The 12,618-nt window shown below is 70.9% G+C and carries 13 protein-coding genes; 7 read left to right on the forward strand and 6 right to left on the reverse strand.

Translation table 11 applies throughout. The features are described 5' to 3' along the window. Positions 1-12: 12 nt before the first annotated feature. Positions 13-492, forward strand: a complete 480-nt coding sequence (locus tag ABZS69_RS00955) for a DUF1850 domain-containing protein (protein ID WP_355364288.1) — start codon at positions 13-15, stop codon at positions 490-492. Here ABZS69_RS00955 and ABZS69_RS00960 read toward each other — a convergent pair. Beyond that, positions 470-1,441: a magnesium transporter CorA family protein gene (locus ABZS69_RS00960; RefSeq protein ID WP_355364291.1), complete on the reverse strand. Its 972-nt coding sequence runs from the start codon at positions 1,439-1,441 to the stop codon at positions 470-472. The genes ABZS69_RS00955 and ABZS69_RS00960 overlap by 23 nt on opposite strands. Continuing rightward, on the reverse strand, positions 1,441-2,148 hold the full coding sequence (locus ABZS69_RS00965) for a DUF72 domain-containing protein (RefSeq protein WP_355364294.1): 708 nt from the start codon (positions 2,146-2,148) through the stop codon (positions 1,441-1,443). The genes ABZS69_RS00960 and ABZS69_RS00965 overlap by 1 nt, the downstream gene beginning before the upstream one ends. 46 nt (positions 2,149-2,194) lie before the next feature. Between ABZS69_RS00965 and ABZS69_RS00970 the strand changes: the two genes are divergently transcribed. Continuing rightward, on the forward strand, positions 2,195-3,457 hold the full coding sequence (locus tag ABZS69_RS00970; protein WP_355364297.1) for a YibE/F family protein: 1,263 nt from the start codon (positions 2,195-2,197) through the stop codon (positions 3,455-3,457). A 6-nt stretch (positions 3,458-3,463) separates the two neighbouring features. On the opposite strand, the gene ABZS69_RS00975 is transcribed toward ABZS69_RS00970, so the two are convergent. The 4 genes from ABZS69_RS00975 to ABZS69_RS00990 form a co-directional block, all read right to left on the reverse strand. Then, positions 3,464-4,321, reverse strand: coding sequence for an NAD(+)/NADH kinase (locus ABZS69_RS00975; protein ID WP_355364300.1), 858 nt, complete (start codon positions 4,319-4,321; stop codon positions 3,464-3,466). 102 nt (positions 4,322-4,423) lie between these two features. Continuing rightward, on the reverse strand, positions 4,424-5,746 hold the full coding sequence (locus tag ABZS69_RS00980; RefSeq protein ID WP_355364303.1) for an enolase C-terminal domain-like protein: 1,323 nt from the start codon (positions 5,744-5,746) through the stop codon (positions 4,424-4,426). A gap of 6 nt (positions 5,747-5,752) precedes the next feature. Beyond that, entirely contained in the window at positions 5,753-6,667 is a 915-nt protein-coding gene (gene kdgD / locus ABZS69_RS00985) for a 5-dehydro-4-deoxyglucarate dehydratase (RefSeq protein WP_355364306.1), read from the reverse strand. A gap of 63 nt (positions 6,668-6,730) precedes the next feature. Next, on the reverse strand, positions 6,731-7,717 hold the full coding sequence (locus ABZS69_RS00990) for a LysR family transcriptional regulator (RefSeq protein ID WP_355364309.1): 987 nt from the start codon (positions 7,715-7,717) through the stop codon (positions 6,731-6,733). 136 nt (positions 7,718-7,853) lie between these two features. Between ABZS69_RS00990 and ABZS69_RS00995 the strand changes: the two genes are divergently transcribed. The 5 genes from ABZS69_RS00995 to ABZS69_RS01015 are packed head-to-tail and all read left to right on the forward strand — an operon-like array spanning position 7,854 to position 12,611. Beyond that, a complete protein-coding gene (locus ABZS69_RS00995) occupies positions 7,854-8,861 on the forward strand; it encodes a tripartite tricarboxylate transporter substrate binding protein (RefSeq protein ID WP_355364312.1) in 1,008 nt (335 codons plus the stop codon). Between the two features lie 23 nt (positions 8,862-8,884). Next, positions 8,885-9,412, forward strand: coding sequence for a tripartite tricarboxylate transporter TctB family protein (locus tag ABZS69_RS01000; protein ID WP_355364315.1), 528 nt, complete (start codon positions 8,885-8,887; stop codon positions 9,410-9,412). A gap of 9 nt (positions 9,413-9,421) precedes the next feature. After that, positions 9,422-10,939 (forward strand): tripartite tricarboxylate transporter permease, encoded by a 1,518-nt coding sequence (locus ABZS69_RS01005; protein ID WP_355364318.1) that lies wholly within the window; start codon positions 9,422-9,424, stop codon positions 10,937-10,939. Beyond that, positions 10,936-11,331 carry a universal stress protein gene (locus ABZS69_RS01010; protein WP_355364321.1) on the forward strand — a complete coding sequence of 132 codons (396 nt, stop codon included), beginning with the start codon at positions 10,936-10,938 and terminating at the stop codon, positions 11,329-11,331. Before ABZS69_RS01005 ends, ABZS69_RS01010 begins: the two co-directional genes overlap by 4 nt. 8 nt (positions 11,332-11,339) lie before the next feature. After that, positions 11,340-12,611, forward strand: a complete 1,272-nt coding sequence (locus ABZS69_RS01015) for a glucarate dehydratase family protein (protein WP_355364324.1) — start codon at positions 11,340-11,342, stop codon at positions 12,609-12,611. Positions 12,612-12,618 lie beyond the last annotated feature (7 nt).

Genomic DNA, 12,618 nt, shown 5'->3' on the forward strand with positions numbered 1-12,618 from the left:
GCGCTCACGGCGGTGACGTGGCTCTGCTCCGGCGGCGGCGCCGGGCGCCTCACCGTGAACGGCCTGCCCGTCGTCGCGGGCGCCTTCTCGATCGGGTACGTGCACTCGATCTACCGGGCGCCCTCCGCGGAGGTGTTCACCGTGGAGGGCCGCCGGTTCACCATGCGGGCGGTCGTCTCGACCAACGAGAGCGTCCTGGAGTACTACGAGCTCGACGGGACGCGGTCGCGCACCCCGGAGGGCATGTGGGTGCTGCGCCTGGCCGTGCCCGCCACGTACGAGGAGCTGTCGCTGCTCACCACGCCGATCGGCCGCCGGACCCTCATCTCGGGCGGCCGCTGCCTGCCCCTGTATCCGGCGGACGGCGCCGCGCGGGTGCGGCTGGCCGTGGAGGAGCGCCCGGACGCGCTCAGCGGGCCCTGCGGCCCGCCCTACGACCTGCCCGCGCTGCGCTGGGCCGCGCGGAAGTTCACAGCCAGTCCTTCTTCTTGAACACCGCGTACAACCACACGGACACGCCGGCCACCAGCACCGTGGAGATCCAGAACCCCCACGGCTCGCCCGAGCCCGGGTAGGGGACGTTCTGCCCGTAGAAGCCGGTGATCGCGGTGGGCACGGCGATGATCGCGGCCCAGCTCGTGACCCGCTTCATGATCTCGTTCAGCCGGAAGCCCTGCTGGGCGAGGCGGGTCTCGCGGACGTTCGCGAGCATGTCGCGGATGGTCTCCACCCATTCCGTCACGCGGATGACGTGGTCGTTGACGTCCTCGTAGTAGGGGGCCATGTCGGGCTCGTCGATGAAGTCCTGGTCGCGGTGGAGCAGGGTCGAGATCACCTCGCGCATCGGCATCGCGATCTTGCGCAGCCTGGCGGTGTTCTTGCGCAGCTCGTACATCGTGCGCTGCAGCGCCCTGCCGTCATGGGGGCCGTCCTCGTCGAACAGCGACTCCTCCAGCGCCTCCGCCTGCGCATCGAGGTCCTGCACCAGGTCGAACTGGCTGTCGACCACGTAGTCGAGCAGCCCGTGCAGCAGGAACGCCACGCCGTGCCCGGCCAGCCGGGTGTTGGCGTCCCAGCGCCTGACCACCTCGCGGATGTCGAAGTGGTCGTTCTCGCGGACGGTGACCAGGGCGTTCCTGGTGACGAAGACGTTGACCTCGACGGGGTCGAGCCGCTCGTCGTCGAAGTGCACCCCATAAACGGTGATGAACAAGTGGTTGTCGTATATATCGACCTTCGGCCGCTGATGGTCGGACAGTACGTCCTCGACGGCCAGCTCGTGCAGCCCCAGCTCCTCGCTGATCACGCCGAGGTCGGCGGGCGAGGGGCAGCACAGGTCGAACCACACCGTGTTGCCGGGATCTTCCACATAGTCGGAGACCTCCTCGATCGGAAAACCTTCCTTTTCGAGGGTGCCGTTCCTGTAGAGACGTGTATGCACTAGCCGAGTCTGGCAAATCGTCTCGCGTTACGCACAGCGGCTCCTCCCGGATCGTTGTTGAAGTAGACGTACACGTCCCGCCAGCCCGCCTCGTGCACGCGCCTGGCCCACGTCTTCAGCGCGGTGTCGCCGTACGCCCAGCCGGACGGCCCCTCGTGCAGGCGCACGTAACCCCACTCCGCGGTGCGCCAGAGCGGGTTCTGCGGCCTGCCCAGCCGGTCGGCCCAGCACAGCGCGGCCCCGTGCGCGCTCAGGAGCTCGCGTACGCCCTCCGTCCACCATGACTCGTGCCGCGGCTCCACCGCCACCCGCGCGCCCGCCGGGAAGCAGCGCAGGCATCGGTCGAGCCGGTCGGCGTCCACCTTGAGCGTGGGCGGCAGCTGCAGCAGGACCGGCCCGAGCTTGTCCTTCAGCTCCGCGGCCCGGCTCATCAGGCGCTCCACCGGCTCCTCCGGGTCGGCCAGTCGCTTGATGTGGGTCAGGAACCTGCTGGCCTTGACCGCCATCACGAACCCGCCGGGCGTGCGGTCCCGCCAGGCCGCGAACGTCTCGGGGCTCGGCAGCCGGTAGAACGCGTTGTTGCTCTCGACGGTCGGGAACTCCGCCGCGTACTCCTCCAGCCAGAGCCGCTGCGGGACGTCCTCCGGATAGAGCACCCCGCGCCAGTCCTTGTACTGCCACCCCGAAGTGCCGACCAGCCACGACATGCCTAACGCCTACCCAGGGGGCCGGGGTGCAGTACTGTCGTCAGCCATGGGCGCCAATCACGCGCATCCTCCCAGCTCCCGGCGCACGGTGATGGCCGGCCTGGCCGTGCTGGTGCCGCTGGCGGTCATCACGCTGGCCGGCCTGCTGTGGCTCTGGCCGGACGGGAAGGCCACCGGCGATCCGGCCCGGTCCAGCGTGGAGCGGGTCACGGGGACGGTCACGGGCGTCACGCTCAAGAAGTGCCCCGCCGTCCCGGAGGGCGCACCTCAGTCCGACCCGGCCACCTGCGGCAACGCCGACGTCCGGGTCGAGGGCGGCGAGGCCGTCACGCTGCGGCTGCCCAGCGGGCCGGGGGCCCAGCACTTCGCGGCGGGCGACGACGTGATCCTGCTGCGCGGCGCCGACGGGAAATACCAGATCTCCGACCACGACCGGTCGACGCCGCTGTGGCTGTTCGGGGCGGCGTTCGCGCTGGCGGTCATCGCCTTCGGCCGCTGGCGCGGGGTGACGGCGCTGGTGGGGCTGGTGATCACGTTCGTGCTGCTGCTGACGTTCGTCATCCCCGGCATCCTGGAGGGCGAGCCGCCCCTGCTGGTGGCCATCGTGGGGGCTTCGGCGATCATGCTGCTGGTCCTCTACCTCACGCACGGCTTCTCGCTGGCCACGTCTGTGGCCGTGCTGGGCACGCTGGCCAGCCTGACGCTGACGGGCGTGCTGTCGTACGGGGCGCTGGGGTTCGCGCGGCTCAACGGCATCACCGACGACAGCGCGCTGGCGCTGGACATGAGCCTGAAGATCGACACCCAGGGCCTGCTGCTGGCCAGCATCATCATCGGCGCGCTGGGGGTGCTCGACGACGTCACGGTCACGCAGGCGGTCACGGTGGCCGAGCTGGCCCACGCCAACCCCTCCTACGGCTTCGCCCGCCTCTACCGGGCGGCCGGCCGCATCGGGCGCGCGCACATCGCCTCGGTGATCAACACGATCATCCTGGCGTACGCGGGGGCGTCGCTGCCGCTGCTGCTGCTGTTCAGCATCGGGCAGCAGCCGCTGGGAGACGTGCTGACCACGCCGATCATCGCCCAGGAGATCGTCCGCAGCATCGTCGGCACGCTGGGGCTCATCGCCGCCGTGCCCATCACCACGGCGCTGGCGGCCCTGACGGCCTCCCGCCACCACCCGGAGGCCGACCCGGAGCCCCTTCCCGCGGAGGAGAGCTTCTTCACGCCCCACACCGACCAGCACGCCCATGACCACGGGGTCCCCGCGGAGCGTCCGGCCCGGCACCGCCGCCGGACGCGCGCCTGAGCGGGATCAGAGGGCTTCGGCGCTGCCGTCCACGCGCAGCTTCCGCCGCGCCCGCTCGTAGAACGTGGTGCCCAGCCGGACGACCTTCGCCGCCCCCGGCCACGCGGCCACGGTGACGGTGTCTCCCGGGCACAGATGGGCCACCACGGCCCCGTCGACCTCCACCGCCAGCCGCCCGCTGGTGGGCAGCACCTCCAGCGTGACCTCCTCGTCGGCGGGCAGCACCAGCGCCCGGTTGAAGGCCGAGTGGGCGGCGGCGGGCACCACCAGCACCGCCTCGACGCGGGGCGACACGATGGGCCCGCCGGCCGAGAAGCTGTAGGCGGTCGAGCCGGTGGTGGTCGCCACGATCACCGCGTCGGCCGCGTAGCGCACGAAGTCGCTGCCGGCCGGGGTGACGGAGATCGCGGCCAGCCCTTCGCCGGGGATCCGGACGAGCGCGATGTCGTTGAACGCGGTCACGTCCGTGCCCGCGAGCCGGCTCTTGATCGCCATGCGCGGCTCGATCGTGTAGCGGTGGTCGTCGATGGCCGACAGCGTGTCGGCCAGCTCGTCCACGTCGATCTCGGCGAGGAAGCCGAGTTTGCCGAGATTCACCCCCAGAATGGGCGTGGGCCGGCCGGCCAGCAGCCGCATGGTCCGCAGCATCGTGCCGTCGCCGCCCAGCCCGACCAGCAGGTCGGCCCGGTCGACGAGCGCCTCGGCGTCCACGGGGACGGCGGTGCAGTCGATCCGCCCCACCTCCTCGGGCAGCCCGAGCACGGTGGCCCCCTTGTCACCGGCCCAGCGCAGGATGGTGTCTATCGCCTTCTTGGAGTCGCGCCGGGGATGCAGCACCAGCCCGACCGTACCGACCATGCCCATGAGGCCAACCTTAGGCCAGCCGTCATGGGCCGGTCGGCGTGGACCCTGCAGAAGGGGACCCCGCAGAAGTGGACGCTGCAGAAGTGGACGCCGCAGAAGCCGTCAGCGGACGAGGCAGGGGCGCTTCGGGTCGAAGACCCAGTCCTTCACCAGATACTGCATGGCCACGGAGTCGTCGCGGGCGCCGAGGCCGTGGCGGAGGTAGAGCTCGTGGGCCTCGGCCAGGGCCGCGCGGTCGAGCTCGACGCCGAGCCCGGGGCCCGTCGGCACCTCGATGGCGCCGTCCTCGATCTGGAACGGGCTGGTCGTGAGGGCCTGGCCGTCCTGCCAGATCCAGTGCGTGTCCAGCGCCGTGATCTCCCCCGGGGCCGCCGCTCCGACGTGCGTGAACATCGCCAGCGAGATGTCGAAGTGGTTGTTCGAGTGGGAGCCCCAGGTCAGCCCGAAGTCGTGGCAGAGCTGGGCGACGCGGACGGAGCCGGCCATGGTCCAGAAGTGCGGGTCGGCCAGCGGGATGTCCACCGCGCCCGCGCGTACGGCGTGGGCCATCTCCCGCCAGTCGGTGGCGATCATGTTCGTCGCGGTGGGCAGCCCGGTGGCCCGCCGGAACTCGGCCATCGTCTCCCGGCTGGAGAACCGGCCCTCGGCCCCGCACGGGTCCTCGGCGTAGGCCAGGACGCCGCCCAGCCCACGGCACAGCCGTACGGCGTCGGCGAGCAGCCAGCCGCCGTTCGGGTCGAGGGTGACGCGGGCCTCGGGGAAGCGGCGGGCCAGCGCCGTGACCGCCTCGATCTCCTCCTCGCCGGTCAGCACCCCGCCCTTGAGCTTGAAGTCGGCGAAGCCGTACCGCTCCTGGGCGGCCTCGGCCAGCGCGACGACCGCCTCGGGCGTGAGCGCCTCCTGGCGGCGCAGCCTGGACCAGCGGTCCTGGCCCGCGTCGTCCACCCGGTAGGGCAGGTCGGTCCTGCCCGGGTCGCCGACGTAGAACAGGTAGCCCAGCATCGGCACCCGGTCCCGCTGACGCCCCTCGCCGAGCAGGTCGGCCACCGGCAGGCCCAGGTACTGGCCGTGCAGGTCGAGCAGGGTGGACTCCAGGCCGGTGACCGCGTGCACGGTGGTGCGCAGGTCGAAGGTCTGGGCGCCGCGCCCGCCGGCGTCCCGGTCGGCGAAGCGCGCCGACACCGACCGCAGCAGGCTCCGGTACCGGGCCACGGGCTCGCCGGCCAGCAGCGCGCCCGCCTCCTCGACGGTCCGCCGGATCGCCTCGCCGCCGGGCACCTCGCCGAGGCCGGTACGCCCGTCGGAGTCGGTGGTGATGACGACGTTGCGGGTGAAGAACGGGCCGTGGGCGCCGCTGAGGTTGAGCAGCATGCTGTCGTACCCGGCCACCGGGACGACCTCGACGCGCTGGATGGTGGGAGACATGGCGCCCTAGCTGATCTTGTTGATGAGGGCGGCCAGCTCGGCGGCCTCGCCGTCGGTGAGGTTCTGCAGCGGCGGCCGGACGGGGCCCGCCGGGCGCCCGACGGCGGCCAGGCCCGCCTTGATGATCGAGACGGCGTATCCCTTCTGCCGGTCGCGGATGTCCAGGTACGGGAGCACGAACTCCTTGATCCGCCGGTAGACGGCGTCCCGGTCCTGGGCGCGCACGTCGGCGTAGAAGTCGAGCGCGTACTGCGGCACGAAGTTGAAGATCGCCGAGGAGTAGGTGCTCATGCCGAGCTGCAGCAGCGGCAGCGCGAACGTCTCGGCCGTGGGCAGGCCCCCGATGTAGGCCAGGCGGTCGCCGACGGTGGCGTAGATGCGGGTGAGGTTCTCGATGTTGCCGACGCCGTCCTTGAACCCGACGAGGTTCGGGTTGCGCTCGGCCAGGGCCTCGACCGAGCGGTCGTTCAGGACCGCGTTGGCCCGGCTGTAGACGATCACGCCGAGGCCGGTGGCGCGGCACACCGCCGAGACGTGCTCCACCAGGCCCGCCTGGCCCGCCTCCGTGAGGTAGGGAGGCATGAGCAGCAGCCCGTCGGCCCCGGCGGCCTCGGCGGCCCTGGCCTGCGCGACGGCGCTCGCGGTGCCGCCGGTGGCGGGAGCCACGACCGGCAGCTTGCCGTTCACCTCGCTGACCGCCGCCCGCACCACCTGGTCGATCTCGGCGGCGGTCAGCGAGAAGCCCTCGCCGGTGCCCCCCGCCGCGAACAGGCCGGCCACCGGGAACGCGCTCAACCAGGACAGGTGGTCGCGGTAACCCGCCTCGTCGAACTCCAGCTCCTGCGTGAAATGGGTGACCGGGAACGACAGCAGCCCGCTCTTGAGCTGGTCGGCGAGCTCCTGGGGCGAGTAATTCGGCATGAACGTCCTCTGCTGACACGCGGCCCGTGGGATCCCCCGCACCGCCGGTAAAGGTTGATGCCGTCAGGCTAGGAAGGAGGGTGGATTCCTGTCCAAGTGCGATTCTGTATCTGGCGATACCGAACGAGCATCGTCCTTCCCGGGCTCGGGCAGCAGTTCGAGGACGCGCCACAGGGCGGGGTTGGTGGAGCCGCGGTCCCAGATGACGTGCAGCTCCACCGGCTTGCCCGCGACGCCGTCGCCTTTGTCGAGCGGGTCGCCGCCGCCCCGGATGAGATCGCAGAAGACGATGCCGTCGATGCCGAGCGAGCGCGCGCTGGCCGGCGCCAGCGCCACGCCCCGGCCGGCGGCCACGAGCAGGGCGGCGGTGAGGATCTGGTGCACCTGCTGCTCGATCCTGGGGTGGGCGTTGGTGAGGAACCGGACGGTCAGCTCGTGGAAGTAACGCGACTGTACGGGGTTGTAGCTGATGACCGGCAGGCCGTCGAAGTCGTCCGGCGCGAGCGGCCGGCCGAGGTCGGCCAGCGGGTGCCCGACGGGGACCACGGCGCACAGCGGCTCGCGGAAGACCACCCGGGAGTCGAGCGTGGCGATGTCGAAGGGCGGCCGGGCCAGGCCCAGGTCGAGCTCGCCGCGCAGGATGCCGTCGACCTGCCCGGCGGTCACCCGCTCGTGGAGGATGACGTCGATCTCCGGCAGTTGCTCCGTGAGACGGCGCAGGATCGTGCCGAGCATGCTGATGGCCGAGACCGCGGTGAAGCCGAGCCGTACGGTGCCCGCGGCGCCCTTGGCGATGCGGCGGGCCCGGTCGCCCGCGGTGTCGACGAGCGAGAGCATGCGCCGCGCGTCCTCCAGGAAGCCGCGCCCGGCGTCGGTGAGCACGACGCGGCGATTGTCGCGTTCCAGGAGGATGACGCCGATCGCGCGCTCCAGCTTCTGGATGTGGCGGCTGAGCGGCGGCTGCGTCATGCGGAGTCGATCAGCGGCCCGGCCGAAATGGAGCTCCTCGGCGACCGCCACGAATGCCCGGATCTGATCCAGTGTTAGCATGATGCCTGCAGAGTATCACCTGATACCGAATTGAGCCTGGACAGGCATCGAGGCTGGTCCCTAGTCTCCGGAGAACTACAGAGCGGAAACCACCCCGTAACCTCCATACACACCGCTCGTACATAAGGAGAAGTCCATGCCGACATCCCGGACGACCCCCCGCCGCATCCTCGCGGGTGTCATCGGTGGCGTCGCCGCGCTCGCGCTGACGGCGTGCGGCGGTGTCAAGACCACGTCCTCCGGCGGCGGTGACGGTAAATATCCGACGGGCAACATCGAGTTCAGCGTCGGCGCGTCCGCGGGCGGCTCGACCGACCTCATCACCCGGGCGCTGGCCCTGGGCATGGGCAAGGACCTCGGCGTCTCCGCCCCGGTGCTGAACAAGCCCGGCGCGAACGGCGCGCTCAACGCCAAGGAGCTCCAGTCCGCCAAGGCCGACGGTTACAAGATCGCCGTCCAGAACGCGTCCCTGTTCACCATCACGCCGCTCACGGTCTCCCCGGCCGAGGCCACGAAGATCGACTCGTTCGACGTCATCACCGGCGTCTCGCGTGACGACTACGTCATGGCGACCAACGCCCAGTCCGGCTACAAGTCCATCGAGGACATGAAGAAGGCCGGCAAGACCATCCGCTACGGCACGACCGGCGTCGGCACGGGCGCCCAGCTCGCCTCCGCGCTGACCTTCAAGACCGCCGGCATCGAGGCCACGGCCGTGCCCTTCGACGGCGGCGCCCCCGCGCTGACCGCCCTGCTGGGCAACCAGGTGGACGTCTCCACCATGCAGATCGGCGAGGCCATCGAGAACGTCAAGGCCGGCAAGCTCGTCCCGCTCGCGGTCTTCTCCGATCAGCGCATCCCCTTCATGCCGGATGTGAAGACGGCCAAGGAGCAGGGCTTCGACGTCCTGGTGACGCAGTACCGCTTCCTGACCGCGCCCAAGGGCACGCCCGAGGACGTCAAGGCCCGCCTGCTGGACGCGGCAAAGAAGACGTTCGCCACGCCTGAGTACAAGAAGTTCAACGAGGACAACTCGCTCACTCCGATGGAGGTCTCCCCGCAGGAGGTCCTCGACTCCCTGCAGAAGGACACCGCCACGTACAAGGAGCAGCTGAGCAAGTTCGGCATCAGCCTGGCCGGATAGTCCCCCTAGGAGCGAGCATGTCCATGTCTGACCCTCTGGAGGCGGGGCCTCGCGAGCCCGGTCCTCTCCAGTCCGCACCTGTTGAAGAGGTCGCCGACGAGAGCCGGCCGCCGCACGCCGGCCCCATCTCGCAGATCGGCGCGGCCCTGGCGGCGCTGGCCGTCGGCGTCGCCGGGGCGATCGGCTCGGTCGCGCTCGGGCTCGGCCGCCTGACCCAGCCGGGCCCCGGCCTGTGGCCGTTCGCCATCAGCGTCGTCATCGTCGTGCTGTCGGCGGTGCTCGTCGTCACCGGCCGCAAGCTCGAGGACACCGAACGGTTCTCGAAGGCGAGCCTGCTCACCGCGGCCGGCCTGGCGACGCTCATCCTGCTGGCCTGGCTGCTGCCGCTGATCGGCTTCGAGATCCCCTCCCTGCTGCTGGTGTTCGTCTGGCTGCGGTGGCTGGGCAAGGAGTCGTGGCGCACCTCCATCGTGGTCAGCGTGGCCACGGTGGCGGCGTTCTACCTGCTCTTCGTCGTGCTGCTCCAGGTCCCGCTCCCGCGCCTCATCTGAGAAGACCCCATGGACATCTCCCCCATCCTCAACGGCTTCGGCGTCGTCATGGAGCCGGCCAACCTGCTCTACTGCCTCATCGGCGTGATCATCGGCATGCTGATCGGCGTGCTCCCCGGGCTCGGACCCGGCGCGACGATCGCCATCCTGCTGCCGATCACGTACGGCATCGGGCCGGTCTCCGCGATCATCATGCTGGCCGGCATCTTCTACGGCGCCCAGTACGGCGGGACCATCACCTCGGTCCTGCTCCGCCTGCCCGGCGAGGCGTCCTCCGTCGTCACCGTCTTCGACGGGTTCGCCCTCGCCAGACAGGGCAAAGCGGGCACCGCGCTCGGCATCGCCGCCATCGGCTCCTTCATCGGCGGCACCGTCTCGATCATCGGCCTGACGATCCTGGCCCCGGTCGTCGCCGGCTTCGCGCTCGACTTCGGCCCGCCCGAGTACGCGGCGCTGGGCGTGCTCGGCGTGCTGCTCATCTCCTCGGTCGGCAACGGCAACAAGCTCAAGGCGATCATCGCGGCCTGCATCGGCCTGCTCATCGCGACCGTCGGCCGCGACACCTTCACCGGCGCCGAGCGGTTCACCTTCGACAGCCTCAACCTCGCCGAGGGCATCGACTTCATCCCGATCGCCATGGGCCTGTTCGGCCTCAGCGAGATCCTCTACAACCTCGAGGAGCGGCACAACCAGGTGCACGCGCCGGCCAAGGTCGGCAACGTGTGGCCGTCGCGCCAGGACCTCGGCCAGGCCAAGGGTGCGATCGGGCGCGGCTCTGTCATCGGGTTCGTGCTGGGCGTCCTGCCCGGCGGCGGCGCGGTGCTGTCGTCGCTGGCCGCGTACGCGTTCGAGAAGCGCCGCGCCAAGCAGCCCGAACGCTTCGGCAAGGGCGCAGTCGAGGGCGTGGCCGCCCCCGAGACCGCCAACAACGCCGCCGCCACCTCGTCCTTCATCCCGCTGCTGACGCTCGGCATCCCGGCGAACGCGACGATGGCGCTGATGTTCGGGGCGCTGCTCATCCAGGGCATCCAGCCGGGGCCGCAGCTCGTCACCGAGCACCCCGACGTCTTCTGGGGCGTCATCAACTCGATGTACATCGGCAACATCCTGCTGCTCATCATGAGCATCCCGATGGTCGGCGTCTTCGTGAAGATCCTGCGCGTGCGCCCCGCGATCCTGGCCCCGATCACCGTGCTCATCACGCTGCTCGGCGCCTACACCGTGAACAACCAGGTGTACGACGTCTTCCTGGTCATCGCCTTCGGCGTGCTGGGCTACCTGATGAAGAAGTTCGGCTTCGAGCCGGGGCCGCTGGTGCTCGCGTTCGTCCTCGGCTCGATGATCGAGAACTCGTCGCGGCAGGCGCTGCTCATCTTCGGCGGCGACCCGACCGGCTTCTTCACCCGCCCGATCTCCGGCACGGTGCTCGCCCTGGTGGTCGTCGTCGCCCTCCTGCCGCTCATCCGCAAAGCCGTACGCCGCAAGACCGCCGCGGACCGCGTTCCAGTTGAGGAGAAGACGCCATGACGATCCTCGTCGGTTACCTGCCGACCCCCGAGGGCGAGGCCGCGGTCGACGCCGGCCTGCGCGAGGGCGCGCTCCGCTCCGAGCGCGTGATCATCGTGAACTCCCCGCGCCGCGGCGCGCCCGTCGACGAGCACAAGATCGACGACGACGCCTCTTCCGCGCTGCTCGCCCGGGCGCGGGCGGCCGGCGTGGACGCGGAGGTACGCCAGCCGCTCCACGACGACGACCTGCCGGAGACGTTCGAGGCGCTCGTCAAGGAGACGGGCGGCACCCTCATCGTCATCGGGCTGCGGCACCGGTCGCTGGTGGGCAAGTTCATCCTGGGCAGCGAGGCGCAGCGCATCCTCATGGAGGCCAGCGTGCCGGTGCTGACCGTGAAGGCTCCCAGATGATCCAGCACGTGAGTCTTGACGGCGGGCGGATCAGCCGCGTCTCGGTCACGCCTGTCGCCTTCCGCGACCCGCCCCTCCTCAACGTCGTCGGCGTCCACCAGCCGTTCGTGCTGCGCGCGATCGTCCAGGCGCACACCGACTCGGGGCTGGTGGGGCTGGGCGAGACGTACGCCGACCAGGCCCATCTCGACCGGCTGGACGCCGTGGCCGCCGCCCTGCCCGGCCTGGACGTGTTCGACGTCCACGGGCTGCGCCGCGTCGTCGTGGAGACGCTCGGCAGGTCCACCGGCGGCGCGGGCGCGAGCTTCGGCGGCATGCTGGAGGTCTCCAGCGCCGTCGACACCGTGGCCGCGCCCTTCGAGGTGGCGCTGCTCGACCTGCAGGGCAGGACGCTCGGCCGCCCGGTGAGCGACCTGCTCGGCGGCGCCGTACGCGAGCGGGTGCCGTACTCCGCGTACCTGTTCTACAAGTGGGCGGGCCACCCTGGCCAGGACGAGGACTCGTGGGGCGAGGGCGTCACGCCCGAGCAGATGGTCGCCCAGGCCCGGCGGATGGTCGACGAGTACGGCTTCACCGCCATCAAGCTCAAGGGCGGCGTCTTCGAACCCGGCCACGAGGTGGAGACCGTCGAGGCGCTGGCCGCCGCCTTCCCCGGCCACGCCCTGCGCATCGACCCCAACGGCGCCTGGACCGTGGACACCTCGATCAAGGTGGCGCACCGGCTGGCCGGGGCCCTGGAATACCTCGAGGACCCGACGCCCGGCATCGACGGCATGGCGGAGGTGGCCCGGCACACCGACCTGCCGCTGGCCACGAACATGTGCGTCATCGCCTTCGAGCACCTCAAGCCCGCCGTCGCCGCCGACGCCGTGCAGGTCGTCCTGTCCGACCACCACCTGTGGGGCGGCCTGCGCCGCTCTGCCCTGCTCGGGGGCATCTGCGAGACGTTCGGGATGGGGCTGTCGATGCACTCCAACTCCCACCTCGGCGTGAGCCTGGCCGCGATGACCCACCTGGCCGCCGCGACCCCGAACCTCACCTACGCCTGCGACACGCACTACCCGTGGAAGACCGAGGAGGTCGTCAAGCCGGGGGCGCTGGAGTTCCGCGACGGCGGCGTGGCCGTGCCGGCCGGGCCGGGGCTCGGCGTGGAGCTGGACGAGGACGCGCTGGCCGCCCTGCACGAACAGTACGTGCGGTGCGGGCAGCGCGGGCGCGAGGACACGGCGTACATGCGCACGGTCGTGCCCGGCTTCACCCCCAACACCGCCCGCTGGTAACCCGACC

The organism is Nonomuraea sp. NPDC005650 (genome assembly GCF_040605375.1).
Lineage (GTDB): Bacteria > Actinomycetota > Actinomycetes > Streptosporangiales > Streptosporangiaceae > Nonomuraea.